This is a genomic window from Micromonospora haikouensis, assembly GCF_000876225.1.
Classification (GTDB): domain Bacteria; phylum Actinomycetota; class Actinomycetes; order Mycobacteriales; family Micromonosporaceae; genus Micromonospora; species Micromonospora haikouensis.
On sequence record NZ_JXSX01000001.1, the window covers coordinates 3,969,323 to 3,989,280 of the forward strand.

A 19,958-nucleotide genomic window follows, 5' to 3' on the forward strand; every position below is an offset into this window, starting at 1 on the left:
CCCCTCGTTCGGTGCACTTCATCCTCAAGGAGCCAAGCAGATGACGCGCGCGTCCAGCATGTTCGACCTCATCGGCCAACAGGACGACCAGCGGGCCTACTACGACACCGGCGGCCGTGGCCGGTCCCACGCGTTCTACACCGGCGAGGAGCAGTACCGCCGGGAGATGGAACGCATCTACGGCCGCCGGTGGCTGCCGGTGGACCACGTCTCCCGGTTCCCCGAGAAGGGGTCCTACGTCACCCTGACCATCGGCACCGGCTCGGTGCTGATCATCAACGGCGACGACGGCATCCAGGCGTACCACAACTACTGCCGCCACCGCGGCTACCGGCTCGTGGAGGAGGCCGCCGGCAAGCGGCAGAGCCTCGTCTGCATCTACCACTGCTGGGTCTACGACCGCAACGGCAAGCTGAAGAGCCTCAACGGCACCTACTTCGACCACTTCTTCGACAAGGAGAAGAACGGCCTGCTGCCGGTGCGCACCGAGGTCCGGTACGGCGTCGTCTTCATCACCTTCTCCGACGACGCCCCCGACCTCGACGCCTCCCTCGGCGAGTTCGGCGAGTTCGCCCGGGTCTACGAGCTGGCCGACCTCAAGTGCGTGCAGGCCAAGGACTACCCGGTCGCCTCCAACTGGAAGCTCGTGGCGCACAACGTCAACGAGAGCCTGCACTTCCCGACGGCCCACAAGGACCTGCACCGCATCACCGACTTCGACGACGCGGGCACGTACGAGCTCAAGGGCGACATCGTCGGCGCCTGGCAGGTCATCCGGGACAGCTACAACTCGGTCTCCATGACCGGGCGCAGCCAGCGCGCGCCCATGCCGCTGGTCCCGGAGGCCGACCTCAAGAAGATCAACTGGATCACGATCCTGCCGAACCTGCTCTTCGGCTTCACCGCCGACTACGTGATGATGCAGTGGGTCTGGCCCGAGAGCCCCAGCACCTGCATCGTCCGGCACTTCTGGCTGTTCCACCCCTCCGAGACGGCCAAGAGCGACTTCTCGCACGAGGCCGTCTTCGCCCTCTGGGACAAGGCCAACTACGAGGACTGGGAGCTGTGCGAGCGCACCCACCGCGGCCTGTCCAACCCGCTGTGGTCGCCCGGCCAGCTCTCCCTCGACGAGGAGGTCGTCTCCCAGATCGACGCCTGGGTGGCCCGGGAGACCGCTGACTCCGTCGAGAACGAGGGATGACCGCCGTGGTCAACTGCTTCGTCATCGGCGGCACGCGGGTCCTCGCCCGCTGCGCCGACCAGCTCGTCGCGGCCGGCGTACGCGTCGAGGGCGTCTTCACCGACGACCCGGCCGCCACCGCCTGGGCGGCCGAGCACGGCGTGCCCGTGCTCGACCCGCGCGCCGACCTCGTCGCCGCCCTCACCGACACCCCCGTCGACTACCTGTTCAGCATCGTCAACTTCCGCATCCTGCCCGGCGCCGTGCTGGAGCTGCCCCGGGTGGCCGCCGTCAACTTCCACGACGGCCCGCTGCCCCGCTACGGCGGCAGCAACGTCGCCGCCTGGGCCCTCTACGAGGGCGCGTCCCGGCACGCCGCGACCTGGCACCGGATGACCGAACGCGTCGACGCGGGCGCCGTCCTGCTCGAACGGTGGTTCCCGATCCGGACCCACTCCACCGCGCTGTCGCTGACCTACGAGACGGCCGAGGTCGGCATCGCCCTCTTCGCCGACCTGGTCCCGCACGTCGCTGCGGGGACGCTGCCCGAACCCGTCGACACCGGCGGCCGGGAACGCCGCTTCTACCTCCAGTCCGACCGCATCGCCGACGGCGGCCTCATCCACGCCGGCACCACGGCCGCCGAGGCCGAACGCATCTCCAAGGCCCTCGACTACGGCACCTTCCCCAACCCGCTCGGCGTGCCGACCCTCGTCACCGCCCAGGGCGCGGTCTTCACCCGCCAGGTCCGCCGCATCCCCCGCGAGGACCCGCTGCCCGAGACCGTCGCCACGGCCATCACCGACTCGGCCCTGACGCTGTCCGCCCCCGACGCCGACCTGCTGCTGAGCGACTTCGTCGCCGTCGACGGCAGCGCGCTGTCCGCGCGGGCCGCCGCCCAGCGCCTCGGCATCGCCCCCGGCCGGCCGCTGCCCGCCGCGCCGCCCGAGCGGCTCGCCGCGATCGCCGGGGCGCAGGCCCCGCTGCGCCGGCACGAGCCCTGGTGGAAGGCCCGCCTGGCCGACCTGCGTCCCGCGCCGCTGCCCGCCGACGACTTCTCCGCCGCCGCCGCGCACTACGGCCGCTACGAGCTGGCCTACCTGCCCCGCACCCGGGCCGAGACCGTCAGTGTCGTCCGCGCGTTCCTCGCCGTGCTCGCCGAGCGCATGGAGGCACCCACCTTCGACTTCGCCTGGTCGCCCTCGTCGGCCCGCGCGCTGGCCGAGGCGACCTGCGGGCTCGCCGCCGCGCGCGTGCCGGTCCGGTTCGACGCCGCCGACGCCGAGGCCCTCGCCGACCGGCTCGACGAGGCAGCCGCCCGCCACGGGTACGCCACCGACCTGGAGGTCCGTCTCGGGCTGGCGTACCGCCCGCCCGGCTCCGACACCCCGACCTTCACCCGCGTGATGGTGCTGGAGCGCGACCCCGACGAGGAGGCCGCCACCGACCCGGACACCGAGATCGCCCTGCTCTGCCTGCACGACGGGCCGCCGATCGTGTTCGTCCGCGAGACCGCGATGACCGCCGACGACGCCCTCGACTTCGCCGAGCGGGTGGAGGACATCGCCCTCGGCGCGATGCTCCCCGGCGCCGCCAGTCCGGCCACGCCGCGCGCCGCCGCGCCGGTGCCGCCGGCCCCCGAACCGGCCGCCGTCTCCGACAGTGCCGCGTCCGGCAGTGCCGCGTCCGGCAGTGCCGCGTCCGGCAGTGCCGCGGTCGACGACGTGGCGTCCGGCAGCGCCGGGTCCGACGCCGCCACCCCCGTCGCCGCCGTGGCGGAGCCGACGCCGACCGGCCCCACCGTGCTCGACCTGGTCGCGGCCACCGTGGCCGCCCGGCCGCACGCCGTCGCCGTACGTGCCGGCGACCGCAGCATCGACTACGCCACCCTGGACGCCTGGGCCGACGCCGTCGCCGCCCACCTGTACGACCAGGGCGTCGAGGCCGGCAGCGTCGTCGGCCTGCTCACCGAGCGCGGCCCCGACCTCGTCCCCGCGATGCTGGGCATCCTGCGCGCCGGGGCCGCGTTCCTGCCGCTGGATCCCAACTACCCGGTGGAGCGGCTGCGCCGCTACGTGGAGGTCGCCCGCTGCGACCTGATCCTGGCCGACGCGCCCAGCCGCGCCTTCGGCGAGACCGTCGGCACCGTCCTGCCGATCCCCGGCCCGGACGCCTCCGCGCTGGCCGTGCCGCCCACCGTCACCGGAGCGGACCTCGCCTACGTGCTGTTCACCAGCGGCTCCACCGGCGAGCCGAAGGGCGTGGAGATCGGGCACGCCGCGCTGGCGAACTTCCTCACCGGCATCGGGGAGCGACTCGGCTCCTCCGCGGCCGACGTGATGCTCGCGCACACCACCGTCGCCTTCGACATCTCCCTGCTGGAGCTGCTGCTGCCGCTGACCGTCGGCGGCACGGTCGCGCTGGCGTCGCGGGCGGTGGCCCGCGACCCGCACCGCCTGGCCGAGCTCATCGGCGAGGTCACCGTCGCCCAGGCGACCCCCAGCATGTGGCGGCTGCTGCTGGAGACCGGCTGGACCCCCGGGGCGGGGCTCACCGTCCTGTCCGGCGGCGAGGCCCTCGCGCCGGCCGTCGCCGAGCGGCTGCACGCCACCTCCCGCGCTCTGTGGAACCTGTACGGCCCCACCGAGGCGACGATCTGGGCGTCCGCCCACCGGGTCGACGCCGTCGGGTCGTACCTGCCGCTCGGCGAGCCGCTGCCCAACCTCGACCTGCACGTCCTCGACGCCGAACTGGACCCGGTCGCCCCCGGCGGCACCGGCGAACTCCACCTCTCCGGCGTCGGCCTGGCCCGGGGTTACGCCAACCGCCCCGACCGCACCGCCGAGGTGTTCCTCACCCACCCGGCCACCGGCCTGCGCCTCTACCGCACCGGCGACACCGTACGGCTGCACACCGACGGCACGATCGAGTGGCTGGGCCGCGCCGACTCCCAGGTGAAGGTCCGGGGCAACCGGATCGAGCCGGCCGAGATCGAACGCGTCCTCGGCGGCTACGACGGCGTCACCGCCGCCGCCGTGATCGCCGTCCCGTTCGAGGGCCGCGGCGAGCCGCGGCTCACCGCGTACCTGGTCGCCGACCGCACCCTCGTCAAGGCCGACCTGGACGAGTTCGTCGGGCAGCGCCTGCCGGAGTACATGGTGCCCGACGCCTACGTGCGCCTCGACGCCATGCCGCTGACCGACAACGGCAAGATCGCCCGGTCGCGGCTGCCCGAGCCGTCCCGGGACACGATCATCCGCACCGGCGTGCCCTCCGTCGCCGCCGTCGAGCAGCCGACGGCCGAGTCGACCGAGCCGCCGGCGCAGCGCATCGCCCGGATCTTCGCCGCCGTCCTCGGCCACGACGTCTTCCTGGCCACGGACAACTTCTTCGACCTCGGTGGCGACTCGGCCAACGTCACGATCGCGGCGGCGGCCCTCACCGAGGAGTTCGGCGTCGAGGTGACCCCGCCGGCCATCTTCGCCACCGGCACCCCGCAGCGGCTCGCCGAACTGCTCCAGCCCGGCGCCGCCCCGGCCGAGCGGCCCCGCACCGGCACCGGCACGGTGCGCAGCGGCGCCGGCAAGACCCCCGAGCAGGCCGTCGTCGCCGCCGCGGAGGCCGTCGTCGCCGCCGAGGCCGCGACCGAGCCGGCGGAGCAGCCCGCGGCCGGTACCCCGGCCGCCGACCGGCCGGAACCGGCCCGCCAGCGGCCGCCGGCCGGCCCGGCCCACCCGGACGACCCGACCGGCCCGGCCGAGCGCGGCGACACCCGCGCCGGCCACGGCACGGTCCGCGCCGACCACGGAGCCGGTACGGCCGGGCCCGCCGACGCCCCCGCCGACCACGGCGACGCCCTCGCCGTCATCGGCATGGCCTGCCGGTTCCCCGGCGCGGCCACCCCCGACGAGTTCTGGGCCAACCTCGCCGGCGGCGTCACCAGCGTCGGCGACGCGCCGCCCGGCCACCGGGGCTGGGCGCACCTGTGGACCGACGCCGACGAGGTGCCGACCGGCTGGGTCGACCGCGTCGAGTACTTCGACGCGGCCCGCTTCCACCTCACCGACCGGGAAGCCCGGCGACTGGACCCGCTGCAGCGCATCCTGCTCAGCGTCACCGACGAGGCGCTGGAGAGCTGCGGCCACGACGCCGCCTCCCTCGGCACCGCCACCGGCGTCTTCGTCGGCACGATCGCCAGCGACTTCCCCGAGCTGGTGGCCGGCAGCATCGGCCACGGCGACCCGCACGTGGCCACCGGCACCGCCGTGTCCATGGTCGCCAACCGGCTGTCGCACGCCTTCAACTGGACCGGGCCGAGCTTCGCCGTCGACACGGCCTGCTCGTCGTCGCTGGTCGCCCTGCACCAGGCCGCCATGTACCTGCGTACCGGCGAGATCGACGCCGCCGTCGTCGGCGCGGCCAACCTGGTGCTCACCCCGACCAAGACCCGATCCTTCCTGCGCAACGGCATGCTCTCCCCGAACGGGGTCTGCCGCACCTTCGACGACGACGCCGACGGCTACGTCCGCGGCGAGGGCGCGGGCGTGCTCGTCCTCAAGCGGCTCGCCGACGCCCAGCGCGACGGCGACCCGATCCTCGCCGTCGTGCGGGGCGCCGCCGTCAACCACACCGGCGCCGCCGGGTTCCTCACCGCGCCGAGCAGCACCGCCCAGGAGGCGGTCATCCGCACCGCCATGCGGCGGGCCGGCGTCGACGCCGACGGCGTCGGCTACGTCGAGGCGCACGGCACCGGCACCCAGCTCGGCGACCTCATCGAGCTGGAGGCGCTGCGCGCCGCCCTCGGCGGGTCCGGTCGCGCCACCGTGGCCGTCGGGTCGGTGAAGACGAACATCGGCCACCTCGAACCGGCGGCCGGCATCGCCGGTCTGATCAAGACGATCCTGGCGTTGCAGGCCGAGCGCATCCCGCCCTCGGCCAACCTCACCTTCCCCAACCGCGGGTTCCGCTTCGAGGACTCGCCGCTGTTCGTCCCCGACCGGCTCGTGCCCTGGACGGGGCCCCGGGTCGCCGGGGTCAGCAGCTTCGGCTTCGGCGGCGTCAACGCCCACGCCGTGCTCGCGGCGGCGCCGCAACCCGCCCCGGCCCCCGCCGACGCCGGCCCCGGCCCCGGCCTGCTCACCCTGTCGGCGGACTCCGCCGACGGGCTGCGGACCCTCGCCGGCCGGCTGGTCCTGCTGCTGCGCTCGCCGTACTGCCCGCCGCTGGCCTGGCTCTGCGTGGCCAGCCGGCAGCGCCCCGCGGCGACCCACCGGCTCGCCTGCGTCGTCGACACCGTCGAGCAGCTCGACGACAAGCTCATGCTGTTCCTCGCCCGCGCCGAAGGCACCCGCAACCTCCACGTCGGCGTCGTCGACCCGGCGGCGGCGGGCGGCACCATCGCACCGCTGGGCACCGACCGCGACGCCCTCGACGCGGCGGCCCGCCGGTTCGTCGCCGGCGACACCCTCCCGACCGGGGAACGCGCCCCCGTGCGCTTCCCCACCGCGCCGCACGAGGAGAAGCACCTCTGGCTCGAACCCGCGCCCGCGCAGCTCACGGCGGGCCCGACGGCCCCGCCGCGCCCGCACGGCTGGACGTGGGGCGAGCACCCCGAGGCCGCCGAACACGTCGTCCTCGGCAACCCCACCCTGCCCGGCTCCGGCTACCCCGGCAAGGTCGCCGAGGTCGTCGGCCGCGCCGCGTACGCCCTGCGGGACCTCACCTTCCGGGCGACCGTGCAGCCCCCGGCCACGCTCACCGCCGAGCGCACCGGCGACCGGATCACCTTCCGCGACGGCACCTCCGGCGTCGTGGCCGACCTGGAGCTGACCGAGCCGACGCCCGCCGACCCGGCGCTCACGCCACCGGCGAGCGCCGTCGGGTTCACCCCGGTCGGCCTCGACGAGATGTACCGTGACTTCGACCGCAACGGCCTGCGCTACGGCCCCGGCTTCCGCTGCGTACGGTCGCTGTCCACCGCGTACGGCCAGGCGATCGGCACCCTGCGCGCCGACGGCGACCCCGCCGGAGCGGTCGACGCCCGGCTGCTCGACGGCGCCTTCCAGGTGGCCCTCGCCGCCTGCGGGGCCCAGGGCCTGTACGTGCCGTTCACCATCGCGCGGCTGACCGTGCACGCCCCGCTCCCGGCGGCCGTGCGCGTCTACGCCCGCCGCGACCGCGGCAGCGCGCCCGACGCGGGGCTGCTCACCGCCAGCCTGGTCGTGCTCGACGGCGACCGGCCCGTGCTGACCGCCGAGGGCATCACCTGGCGGCGGATCTCCCCGGCCCCGCCGCCCGGTCAGCCCGGCTCCGCCGGCGCGCAGGACCGGGCCCGGCACGACGGCGTCGCCACCGGGACGACCGCCGCCGGCAACGGCCGCGCCCCGGCCGCGCCCGCGCACCCCGCCGTGCCGAGCGGCCACCACCGCGCCAACGGCTCCGCCGCCTCCGCCTCCCTCGGGCCGGCGCTGGCCAGGTGGATCGCCGAGGGGCTGGAGACCGACGTCGAGTCCCTCGAACTGGACCGCCCGCTGGAGGCCCAGGGCCTCGACTCGATGCTCGCCGTCTCCCTGGCCCAGGACATCCGCGCCCGGCTCGGCGTCGACATCCCGGTGACGCTGCTGCTCGAGGTGGGGACGGTGGAGAACCTCGTCACCGAGCTGCGCGACACGTACGGGGTCACCGCCGTGCCCGACGCCGAGGCCGCGCCCCCCGCTGCCCCGGTCGTCGAATCACCGGCACCCTCGCCCATCCCGGCGGCCGCGCCGGCCCCTCCCGTCGCGGCTGCGCCCTCCGTCGCCGCGGCCCCCGTCGCACCGGCGGTCGCGGCGACGGAGGGGCCGGTCGACCGGCACGACATGGCGATCATCGGCTTCGACGGGGTCTTCCCGAACGCCGGCAGCCCGGACGAGCTGTGGGAGGTCGTCACCAGGGGCGAGGACTGCCTGCGCGAGGTGCCCAAGTCCCGCTGGGACATCGACGACTACTACTCCGAGGACGCCGAGCCCGGCACCGTCTACCTGCGCCGCGCGGGCTTCGTCGACGAGCTGACCGGCTTCGACGCGGCGTTCTTCCGGATCTCGCCCGCCGAGGCACAGTGGATCGACCCCCAGCAGCGCCACCTCATCCAGTCCGCCTGGCGGGCCTTGGAGGACGCCGGGCTCTCCGGCCGCGCCTCCGAGCGGCCGACGGGCGTCTTCGTCGGCGCCAGCTACCAGCACTACCGCGACATGGTCGTCGGCGACGTCGTGCAGACCGCCGCCGGCCTCGGCAACCACAACGCGATCCTGGCCAATCGGGTGAGTTACTTCCTGGATCTGTCGGGTCCGAGCATGACGATCGACACGTTGTGTTCGTCGTCGTTGGTGGCGTTGCACACGGCGGTGCGTAGCATTCGCAGCGGCGAGTGCGACCAGGCCATCGTCGCCGGCGTGCACCTCGCGATGTCCCCCCAGTACTTCCAGCTCGGCTCCCGGCTGCGGTCGTTCTCCCCGACGGGTGCGTCGCGGGCGTTCGACGCGTCGGCGGACGGGTTCGTGCCGGGTGAGGGTGTGGTCACGGTGGTGGTCAAGCCCTTGGCGGACGCGGTGCGGGATGGGGATCGGATCCGTGGGGTGATCCGGGGTACGGCCGTGAACCACGGTGGTCGTACGAGCGGGTTGACCGTGCCGAGCAGTGCCGCCCAGCGGGAGGTGATCGTGGCGGCGTTGCGCGACGCCGGCATCGGCCCGGACGGGATCGGTCTGGTGGAGGCGCACGGCACCGGGACGAGTCTGGGTGATCCGATCGAGGTGGAGGGTTTGACGCGGGCGTGGCGGGAGTTCACGTCGCGGACGCAGTTCTGTGCGATTGGTTCGGTGAAGTCGAACATCGGTCATTTGGAGCCGGCTGCTGGGTTGGCTGGTGTGGTGAAGGTGTTGTTGGCGTTCGAGCGGGAGCAGATTCCGCCGACGCTGCACGTCAACCGGCCGAACGATCACATCCGGTTCGAGGAGTCGCCGTTCTTTGTGGCGGATCAGCTCATGGGGTGGCCTCGGGTGGAGGGGGCCCCGAGGCGGGGTGCGGTGTCGGCGTTCGGGATGGGTGGGGTCAACGCCCACGTGATCTTGGAGGAGCCGCCGGTTGTCGCGTCTCGGGAGCTGCCGGGGCAGGAGTCGTTTGTGGTGCGGGTGTCGGCGTCGAGTGAGGAGGGCGTGCGCCGGTTGGCGGCCGATTATGCGCGGGCGTTGTCGCGGGTTGCCGGTGACGGTGTGGGCGATTTCGGGTTCACGGCGAATGTGGGTCGGGCGTCGCATCGGTTCCGGGTGGCGGTGTCGGGTGTGGATGGCGCGGGTGTGGTGGAGGGGTTGTCGGCGGTGGCGGTGGGTGATCGGCCGGTGGGTCGGTTGGTGAATGCGGCGCCGGTGTCGGTGTTCATGTTTTCGGGTCAGGGTTCGCAGTATGCGGGGATGGCTCGGGGTTTGTATGGGGTGGAGCCGGTGTTCCGGGCGGCGCTGGACGAGTGCGCGGAGCTGGTGTCGCCGGCGGGTGTGCCGTTGCTGGACTTGTTGTTCGGTGACCGGGGTCAGGAGTTGGTGCAGACACGGTTCGCGCAGGTGGGGATCGTGGCGGTGCAGGTGGGGTTGGTGCGGCTGTTGGAGTCGTGGGGGATCCGGCCGGGGCTGGTGGTCGGTCATTCGGTGGGCGAGTTGACGGCTGGGTGGGCGGCGGGGGTGTTCGGGCTGGCCGACGTGTTGGGGCTGGCGGTGGCGCGGGGCTCGTTGATGCAGGAGCAGCGTTCGGGTGGGGCGATGGCGGCGGTGTTCGCTGGTGTGGGCGACGTCGAAGAGGCGGTGGGGTCGGGGTCGTTTCCGGGGTTGGAGGTGGCGGCGTGGAACGGGCCGCGGAGTGTGACGGTGTCGGGTCCGGTCGAGGCGGTGGACGCGTTCTGCGCGGATTCCGGGTTGCGGTGTCAACGGTTGGTGGTGAGTCACGCGTTCCATTCGGAGGCGATGACGGGTGCGGTCGAGCCGTTCGCGGAGGCGGTGTCGCGGGTGGCGGTGTCCGCGCCGCGGATCGGGTTCGCGTCGTCGATCACCGGCCAGTGGCATGACGCGGAATCGGTGGCCGATGGCCAGTTGTGGGGTGCAGGAATCCGGGGGCCGGTGTTGTTCGGCCGGGCGTTGGGGCTCGTGGGCGCCGCCGGCGGCGGGGTGTTCTGGGAGATCGGTGCGCATCCGGTGTTGACGGGCCTGGGCCGGCAGGTGTTGGCGGACGACAGGCTGGTGTGGTTGTCGACGTTGCGCAGGGACCGTTCGGATCAGGTGCAGGTGCATTCCGCGGTGGCGGAGTTCTACAGCCGTGGCTTGGGTGAGGTCGACTGGGTGGGGGTGCACGCCGGTAAGGGGCACCGCACGACCACCATTCCCACCTACCCCTTCGAACGCCGCGAGTTGAGCGCGCCCCGCGTCCACGAGACCGCCCCCGCGCACCGCCGCCGCCCCGAAGCGCAGGTTTCCGTACCCACCGCAGGTGACGAGGCCGCCGGCCATCCGCTGTTCGACCGTCACTACGAGCACTGAGCGAGGGAACGTGACGTACCGGGTTGAGACCTACGAGAAGACCTTCGCGGGGCACGAGCCGTTCATCGCCCAGCACCGCTCCTCCGGCTTCGGCATCCTGCCCGCGTCCGTACAACTGGAGATGGCCCTGCTCGGGGTCGCCCAGCGCCGGGCGTTCGCCCCGCTCGAACTCGTCGACGTCGCCTTCGTCCGGCCGTTCACCGTCGCCGACGACGAGCGGGTCACCGGCCGACTCGACGTGACCTTCGCCGAGCGGACCCGCTTCGAGCTGAGCGCGGTCACCCCCGACGGCCGCAAGGCCGTCTCGACCGGCACCGGCGGGCCGCTGCCGGCCGACGCCCGACCGCCGGCCGCGTGGGAGGTGACCTGCCCGGTGCCGGTCCCGCCCGAGCGGATCTACCGCGGCTGGGCCGAGGCCGGCCTGACGTACGGGCCGGACTTCCACACCGTACGCCGGCTCTCCGTCGGCGACGGCACCGCCGAGGCGAGCCTCGCCACGGTGGCCCAGCCGGTGCCCTGGTACTCCCACCCCCTGCTCGTCGACGGCGTCTTCCAGGTGGTCAGCTGCGCCCTGCAGGATCTCGCCGACGGCGACGCGCCCGGCCCGATGCTGCCCATCGGCGTCGCGCGGTTCGCCCTGTACGCGAACCTGTCCGCCCTCACCACCGGGGTGACCGTGCGGGTGCGCCGCACCGCCGTGCAGGACGCCTGGTCCGTCGCGGACGCCGTGCTGCTGGACCCCGCCGGCCAGGTCGTCGCCGAGCTGACCGGGGTACGCATGCGCCGGCTGCCGGCGCACCGGTCCGCCTCGGCTCCCGGGCTGCTCACCCGCATCGAGTGGGCCCCCGCCGAAGCCCCCGCGCCCCGCCGCCCGGCGACCGGCACCTGGGTGGTGCTGCACGACGGCGGCCCCGACGCCGCGGGCGCGGCCACGGTGCGGGCGCTGCGCGCCGACGGGGCCCGCGTCGTCGAGGTGCTGCCCGAGGCGCCGGACCCGGCGACCGGGGCCGACCGGCGGGTCATGCCCCAGCCCGACGAGGCCGCGTTCCAGCGGCTCTGGGAGGAGATCGGCACGCCCGTCGAGGGCGTCGTGCACCTGTGGAACACCGGTCCCGCCCGGCCGGACCAGGCCGAGCTGGCCGCCGGCCTGTACGCCTGCCTCGCCGCCCTGAAGACCCTCGGCCAGCGGCAGCGCTCGGGTCGCTTCCTCGTCGCCACCGAACGGGCCCAGCCGGTGGCCGCCGGGGACGCCCCCGAGCCGGCGCGGGCCGCCCTGTGGGGACTGGTCCGCACCGCCGCCATCGAATACCCCGGGCTGCGGCCCCGCCTCGTCGACCTCGACCCCGCCTCGGCCGACGCGCTCGTGGCCGAGCTGGGCGGCGACGGTCCGGTCGAGGTCGGCTACCGCGCCGGCGTGCGACACGTTCCGGTCCGCGTCCCGCTGCGCGCGTCCGACAGCGGCCGGCCGCCGGTGCGGCGCGACGGCCGGTACCTGATCCTCGGCGGGCACGGCGGCCTGGGCCTCGCCGTCGCCCGCCGCCTCGCCGGCGACGGTGCCGGCCTGGTCGCCCTGGTCAGCCGCTCCGGCGGGACCGGAGCCGACGCCGACGCCCTGGCCGGGATCGAGTCGTACGGCTGCCGCATCGCCTCGTTCGCCGCCGACGTCGCCGCGCCCGGCGCGCTGACAGGCGTGGTGGCGGAGATCCGGCAGCGCTTCGGCGACCTGCACGGCGTCGTGCACGCCGCCGGTGCCCTCCGCGACGGCCTGCTGCGCGGCACCACCGCCGAGGACGTGGCGCAGGTGCTGCGCCCCAAGGTCGACGGGCTGCACGAGCTGGCCGCCGCCGTCGCCGGCACCGACCTGGACTTCGCCGTGCTGTTCGCCTCGGTCTCCGGGACGTTCGGCAACCTCGGCCAGGGCGGGTACGCCGCCGCCAACACCTACCTCGACGCGTACGCCCACGCGCGGGGTGCGCCCTGGACCAGCGTCGACTGGGGACTGTGGGGCGAGGTGGGCATGGGCACCGCCGTTGCCGAGCAGCTCCGCCGTCGGGGCGTCCGGCCGCTGGGCACCGTCGAGGCGCTCGACGCCCTGATGACCGTGCTGCGCGACGACGTCCGGCAGGTCGTCATCGCCCACCCCGACGCCCCGGCCGGCACCCGGGCCGAGACGGCGACGGGCACGACACCGGCCGCGTCGCCGGCACCGGTCCCGCCGGCCACCGCGCCCGCCGCCGCGGCGACCGGCCCGTCCCCGGCCGGCGACGTCGACGCCGGGCGCACCGAGGACGGGCTCGCCGAGTTCCTCGCCGAACGGCTCGGCATCGACGGCTTCGACCGGACGGCGCCGCTGACCGACTACGGCATCAACTCGATCATGAGCGTCGAGCTGGCCGAGGAGCTGTCCCGCCGCTGGCGGGTCACCCTCCCGGCGACCCTCTTCCTCGAGTACGGCGACTTCGCCGAGCTGGCCGCCGCGCTCGCCACCCGTTACGCGGCCGGACCGCCCGCCGCCCCCGAGCCGGCCCCCGCCTCCCCCGAACCGCCGACCGCCGCCCCGCTGCCCGCGCCGGTCGTCGCCACGCCCGAGGCGACCACCCCCGCGCCGGCCGCCCCCACGTCCGAGCCGGTGTCCGCGCCCGCCCCCGCGCCGGCCGCCCGGCCCGCTCCGCGCGGCGGCGACATCGCGGTGGTGGCCGTCTCCGGCGACCTGCCCGGCGCCCGCGACCTCACCGACCTGTGGCCGATGCTCCGCTCCGGCGGCGACGCCTTCACCGAGATCCCGGCCCACCGGTGGAGCATCGACGAGCACTTCCAGCGGCGCGGCCCCGACATGACCGGCACCTACTGCCGCACCGGCGCGTTCGTCACCGGGATCGACCGCCTCGACCCGAGGTTCTTCGGCATCGCCGTGCGCGAGGCGCAGGAGATGGACCCGCAGCAGAAGCTGCTGCTGGAGCACGCCTGGTCCGTCGTCGACGACAGCGGCTGCGCCGGACGGCGGGACGTCGGCGTCTTCGTCGGCGCCACCTACACCCACCACCGCGACGCCAACGGCCTCGACGCCGTCGGGCCGCACACCGCCCTCGGCTCGATGAACGCCGTCCTGGCCAACCGCATCTCCTACGCGCTGGACCTGACCGGCCCCTCGCAGACCGTCGACACGCTCTGCTCGTCCTCCCTGGTCGCCCTGCAGCAGGCGGTGGTGAGCCTGCGCACGGGGCAGTGCGGCGCGGCCATCGTCGCGGCCTGCCACGTCGGACTGACCCCCTGGTACTACCGCAGCCTCAGCCAGCTCGGCGCGCTGTCGCCCACCCGCCCCCGGCCGTTCGACGACCGGGCCGACGGGTTCGTGCCCGGCGAGGGCGCGGTCGCGGTCATGCTCAAGCGGCTCGACGACGCCGAACGCGACGGCGACCGGATCCACGCGGTGATCCGGGGCGCGGCGGTCAACCACGGCGGCCGGGGCAGCGCCCTGCCGGTGCCGCGCAGCGAGGCGCAGGTCGCCGTCATCCGGGCCGCGCTGGCCGACGCCGGCCTCGCCCCGGCCGACATCTCCCTGGTCGAGACCCACGGCACCGCGACCCGGCTGGGTGACCCGATCGAGATCGCCGCCCTGGCCGAGGTCTTCGACGGCGACCGGCCCGAGCCGGTGCACGTCGGCTCGGTCAAGGCCAACATCGGCCACCTCGAACCGGCGAGCGGCCTGGCCGGTCTGGTGAAGGTCCTGCTCTGCCTGCGGCACGGCGAGATCCCGCCCCTGGCCGGGTTCGAGACGCTCGGCACGCACATCGCCCTGCCCGCCGGCCGGCTGGCCATCCCGACCGAGCCCCGGCCGTGGCGCTCCGCCGGGCCCCGCCGGGCCGGCATCAGCGCCTTCGGCATGGGCGGCACCAACGCCCACGTCGTCGTCGAGGAGTACGCCCCGCCCCGCACCGCTGCCGTCGCCGGCCCCGACGAGCCCGTCGGCGAGCACCTGCTCGTCCTCTCGGCGCACACCCCGCACCTGCTCGCCCGACGCATCGCCGACGTGGAGCGGCTGATCGGGCGGGACCGGTCGGTGGACGCCGCCGCGCTGTGCTTCTCCGCGTCGGTCGGGCGCAGTCACCTGCCGCACCGGATCGCCGTGCTCGGCGCGACCGCCGACGAGTTGGGCGCGGGCCTGCGCCAGGCCCTGCGCGCCGGGCCGGACCCATCGGCGACGGTGCTGCGCGGCGCGACCGTCCTCTCCGGCGACCCGGTGCCCTGCGGCCCGGACCTCGCCGCCCGGCTCGCCGCGTACGTGCCGCTGACCGCCGAGCGGATCGCCGCAGAGCTGCGCACGCCCGACGGCACGCTGCTCGCCGCGCTGGCCCACCTGTACGTCGCCGGGCGCGACGTCGACTGGCGGCGGCTCCACGCCGGCAGCGGGCTGCGCCGGGTGCCGCTGCCGCCCTACCCCTTCCGCGACCTCGCCGACCCTGCCCAGCCGGGCCCCGCCGGCCCGCCCCGCCCCGCCGCGCCCGACGACCGCGTCCTGGACCGGCTGCTGGGCGCGCACCGCGTCTTCGGCGAGGAGACGCTGCCGGCCGCGTTCCTCGTCGCCAGCGGCTTCGCCCGCGCCGCCGTCCTGCACCGGCTCGCGTTCACCGCGCGGGGCACCGGCCGGCACCGGCTCACCAGCGACCCCTCCGGCGACACGACCACCTTCTCCTACGGCGGGCGGCCCGTCGGCCATCTCACCGTGGGCGCGGCCGACCCGTCCGACCCCGCCCCGGAGCCGGTGGCGCTGGACGCCCTGCGCGCCGGCTACCCGCGCACGCTCGACCCCGCCGGCCTGTACGCGTGGTTCGCCGCCAAGCACGTCGACTTCGGCGCTCCGCTGCGCGTCGTCGGCCACGTCGCGTACGGCACCACCGGCGTACTCACCCAGGTCGACCTCGCCGACGCGGACCCGGGCGTCCGGGCGGTGGCCGCCCTCGACGCGGCGTTGCAGACCATGGCGGTGCTGACCCTGGCCGACCCGGCCGCCTCCACGCTCACCTACCTGCCGGTCTCGATCGGCCGGGCGGTGCGCTGGGGCGACCCGGCCGGCACCCGACACGTCCACCTGCGCCTCGCCGGGCAGGACGCCGACGGCAGCCGGCGGGCCAGCGCCACCCTCCTGGACGCCGACGGCCGGGCCCTGGTCCTCCTCGACGACGTGGTGTACCGGCCCGTCGCGGCGGGCGCGCCCGACCCGGGCCGGGTGACCTCGCCGGCCGGCACCCCCACGCCCGACCGGGTTCCGCCGGCCGGCGGGACCGCCGCCGGCCCACCGCCGTCCCGCCCCCACGGCGGCCCCCGCCTGCCGGAGGAGACGGTGGTCGACCTGGTCCGCGCGGTGCTGCGGGACCCGCAGGTCAGCGCGACGAGCCCGCTCGCCGCCGCCGGCATCGACTCCATGCTGGCCACCATGGTCGCCGCCGAGGTGCAGGACCGCCTGGGGGCGACGCTCAGCCCGGTCGACGTGCTCCAGGCGCGTGACTGCCGGGCCCTCACCGCCGTGGTGGCGTCCCTCCTGCCCGACGAGCCCCCTGCGCCGCCGGCCCCCGACGCTCCGTCCACCCCCGACGCCGCCCCCACCGGCTCGGACGCGGCGACCGGCGACGACGCCCACGACATGGCGATCGTCGGCGTCGCCTGCGCACTGCCCGGCGCCACGGACCCCGAGGGCTTCTGGTCCCTGCTCGCGGGCGGGGGCAGCGGCGTCGGCCCGGCACCCGCCTTCCGCTGGCCCGCCGACGGCGACCCCGACGGCACCCCGGTGGGCGGCTTCCTCGCGCAGATCGACGAGTTCGACGCCCGGTTCTTCGACTTCTTCGCCAAGCAGGCGGAGGTGCTCGACCCGCAGGTCCGCTGGCTGCTGCGCACCGCCTGGGAGGCGCTGGAGTCCGCCGGGATCGCCCCGCTGTCCACGCCCACCTCGACCGGCGTCTTCGTCGGCGCCAGCTACCAGCACTACAAGGACTACAACATCCCGCCGGAGCTGGACGCCGCCGCCGGCCTCGGCAACCACAACGCCTTCCTGGCCAATCGGGTGAGTTACTTCCTGGATCTGTCGGGTCCGAGCATGACGATCGACACGTTGTGTTCGTCGTCGTTGGTGGCGTTGCACACGGCGGTGCGTAGCATTCGCAGCGGCGAGTGCGACCAGGCCATCGTCGCCGGCGTACGCCTCGCGATGTCCCCCCTGCACTACACCGCGATGCGGAACCTGCGGGCCCTGTCCCCGACGGGTGCGTCGCGGGCGTTCGACGCGTCGGCGGACGGGTTCGTGCCGGGTGAGGGTGTGGTCACGGTGGTGGTCAAGCCCCTGGCGGACGCGGTGCGGGATGGGGATCGGATTCGTGGGGTGATCCGGGGTACGGCCGTGAACCACGGTGGTCGTACGAGCGGGTTGACCGTGCCGAGCAGTGCCGCGCAGCGGGAGGTGATCGTGGCGGCGTTGCGGGATGCGGGGGTGGGTCCGGACGGGATCGGTCTGGTGGAGGCGCACGGCACCGGGACGAGTCTGGGTGATCCGATCGAGGTGGAGGGTTTGACGCGGGCGTGGCGGGAGTTCACGTCGCGGACGCAGTTCTGTGCGATTGGTTCGGTGAAGTCGAACATCGGTCATCTGGAGCCGGCTGCTGGGTTGGCTGGTGTGGTGAAGGTGTTGTTGGCGTTCGAGCGGGAGCAGATCCCGCCGACGCTGCACGTCAACCGGCCGAACGACCACATCCGGTTCGAGGAGTCGCCGTTCTACGTGGCCGACCAGGTCGTCGCGTGGCCCCGGACAACAGGTTCGCCGCGGCGGGGTGCGGTGTCGGCGTTCGGGATGGGTGGGGTCAACGCCCACGTGATCCTGGAGGAGCCGCCCGTCGCCGCCCCGCGCGAGCCGGTGCCGCCGCGCTCGCACCTGGTCCGGGTCTCCGCCGCCAGCGAGGACGCGGTGCGCCAGCTCGCCGCCGCGTACGCCGAGGTGTTCGCCGCCTCCGACGACGACCGGCGGACCGCCGACCTCTGCCACACCGCGAACGTCGGCCGCTCCTTGCTCGACTACCAGAGCGCGGTCACCGGCCCCACCGGCCCGGCCCTCGCCGAGCGGCTCCGGGCCGTAGCCGACGGCCGGCTCCCGGTGGCCCGCGTCGACGCCGCCCTGGCCGCCGACGTGCCGCCGGCCGCCCCGGACGGACCGCCGGACGCCTGGCACGAGGCGCTGGCCGACTTGGCCCGGCGCGGCCACCCCGGCATCGACTGGGCGGCGCTGTCCGCGCCGGGTTCCCGCATCGTCGCGCTGCCCACCTACCCGTTCGCCCGGGGCCGCTACTGGCACACCCGCAGCACCCCGGCGACGGTGGCGGCCCCGTCGCCCACCGTGCCGCAGCCCGCCGCGACGGCGTCGGCGTCGCCCGACGCGCCCGCAGCCGCCACCGCCGCCGCGCCCGAGGCGCTGTGCACGCGGTGGCGGGCCACCGCGCCCCTCACCGGCGGGTCGGCGTACGGCGTCACCGTCCGGGTGGTCGCCGCCGACCGGGCCACCGAGGGCCTCGTCTCCGCCGCGCTGTCCGCCCAGGGCGCCGACATCGCCGCCCCCGGGGCGCCCGCCCGCGCCCTCGTCGTGGTCGCCGCCGCCCCCGTGTCCGCCGCCACCGAACCGGACCTGCGCGGCTTCTGGGAGCAGCTCCGCGAGGTCACGGCGGCCCTCCCGCCGCAGGCGAAGGTGGTCTGGGTCGAGCACCGCTCGGCCCCGGTCGACGAGGCCGACCGGGCCCTGCTGGACCCGGAGGCCGCCGCGCGGGCGTTCACCGTCCGGGCCGCCGCTGCCGAGCACCGGTTCGCCGTCGCGGCCCTCGACCTCGACGCGGGCGACCCGGCCGAGACCCGCGCTCGGCAGATCGCCGCCGAGTTCGCCGCGCTGCGCCCCGGCGTCAACACCGCCGTCGCCTACCGGCGGGGAATCCGGTACGTCCCGGAGCAGGTCCCGGCCGCACCCGGCCCGGCCACCCCGCTGGACGGCGACGGGTACCACCTCGTCACCGGTGGGCTCGGCGCGATCGGCCGGCGGCTGGTCGCGCACCTGGTGCGCGGCGGCGCGCGGAACGTCGGCATCGTCGGCCGGTCGCCGGCCGACCCCCGTGCCGAGGCGTTCCTGGCGCAGATGCGGCTGCACGCCGAGGTCGACTACCTGCGGTGCGACGTCGCCGACGCCGCCGCCCTGACCGACGCCGCCGCGTCCTTCGGCCGCCGGTGGGGCCGGCTGCTCGGCGTGGTGCACTGCTCCGGCGGGGTCAACCCGTTCGGGTCGCTGCGCCGCCGGCCCTGGTCGGAGGCGGCCCGGGTGACCGCGCCGAAGGTCGCCGGCTCCCGCAACGTGGTGCGGCTGGCCCGATCCCAGGGCGCGGGCCACGTCGCCCTGGTCTCCTCGATCGCCGGCGCGCTGCCGCACGCCGGCCGGGGGCTGGTGGACTACGCCCTGGCCAACGCCTACCAGTTGGCGCTGGCCGAGCAGGCCGGCGACGACGGCACGACGGTGACCGCACACGCCTGGCCGAACTGGGTCGGCATCGGCATGGAGGCCGACGACTCCGTCGCCGCCGGGCACTCGATCACCCTCGACGAGGCGCTGACCGGCTTCACCGCGCACCTGCGCACGGGCGGGGGAGTTGTATTCCCCGGCACCGCCGTGCCCGACAGCGCGCCGCCGCCCGCGCCGACGGCGGCACCCGCCGCACCGGTGGCGCCGGCCGCCACGGTGCCGGCCGGGCCCGCCCCGGCGGCACCGCCCGCGCGACCCGTCGCGGAGCCCGCGCCGGCCGCCGCGGCCGGCCTCGCCTACACGCTGGTGCGCGACGCCTTCGTCGACGTGCTCGGCGAGGATCCGGGCGACTGCCCCCTGCCGGACCTGGGCCTGGACTCGCTGGTCATCGTCGACCTGACCAACGCCATCGAACGGCTCGGCGGGATCACCGTCGACCCGTCCCTGGTGATGCGGGCCCGCACCATGGCCGACCTCGCGGCCCGGCTGCCCGGCCCCGCCGGCGCGCCGCCCGCCGCGCCCCAGGAGGCGGCCGGGCCCGCCACGCCCGACGCGCCGCCGCCGGCACCCGACGCGGGCGGGCAACCCGCCGCGCCGGCCCCGGACCTCGGCGCGCTGCTGCGGCCCCTGCTCGTCCACGGCCAGCAGCAGGGCCACTGACATGCCCACCGAGCGGGAC

Annotated in this window: 3 protein-coding genes; all 3 read left to right on the top strand. The window is 75.5% G+C overall.

What is annotated here, in order from left to right; translation table 11 throughout:
• Window positions 1-40 precede the first annotated feature (40 nt).
• Genes TK50_RS16225 through TK50_RS16235 form a run of 3 tightly spaced genes read left to right on the top strand, consistent with a single transcriptional unit; the run spans window position 41 to window position 19,939 of the window.
• Window positions 41-1,201 (top strand): aromatic ring-hydroxylating oxygenase subunit alpha, encoded by a 1,161-nt coding sequence (locus tag TK50_RS16225; protein WP_198956574.1) that lies wholly within the window; start codon window positions 41-43, stop codon window positions 1,199-1,201.
• Entirely contained in the window at window positions 1,198-10,740 is a 9,543-nt protein-coding gene (locus TK50_RS32290) for a type I polyketide synthase (RefSeq protein ID WP_052503806.1), read from the top strand. The genes TK50_RS16225 and TK50_RS32290 overlap by 4 nt, the downstream gene beginning before the upstream one ends.
• Before the next feature lie 10 nt (window positions 10,741-10,750).
• Window positions 10,751-19,939 (top strand): SDR family NAD(P)-dependent oxidoreductase, encoded by a 9,189-nt coding sequence (locus TK50_RS16235; RefSeq protein ID WP_052503807.1) that lies wholly within the window; start codon window positions 10,751-10,753, stop codon window positions 19,937-19,939.
• Window positions 19,940-19,958: the final 19 nt, after the last annotated feature.

Bases quoted from the DNA above. Each gene is read 5' to 3' on its own strand.
- TK50_RS32290 (WP_052503806.1), top strand. From the start codon at position 1,198: ATGACCGCCGTGGTCAACTGCTTCGTCATCGGCGGCACGCGGGTCCTC.
- TK50_RS16225 (WP_198956574.1), top strand. From the start codon at position 41: ATGACGCGCGCGTCCAGCATGTTCGACCTCATCGGCCAACAGGACGAC.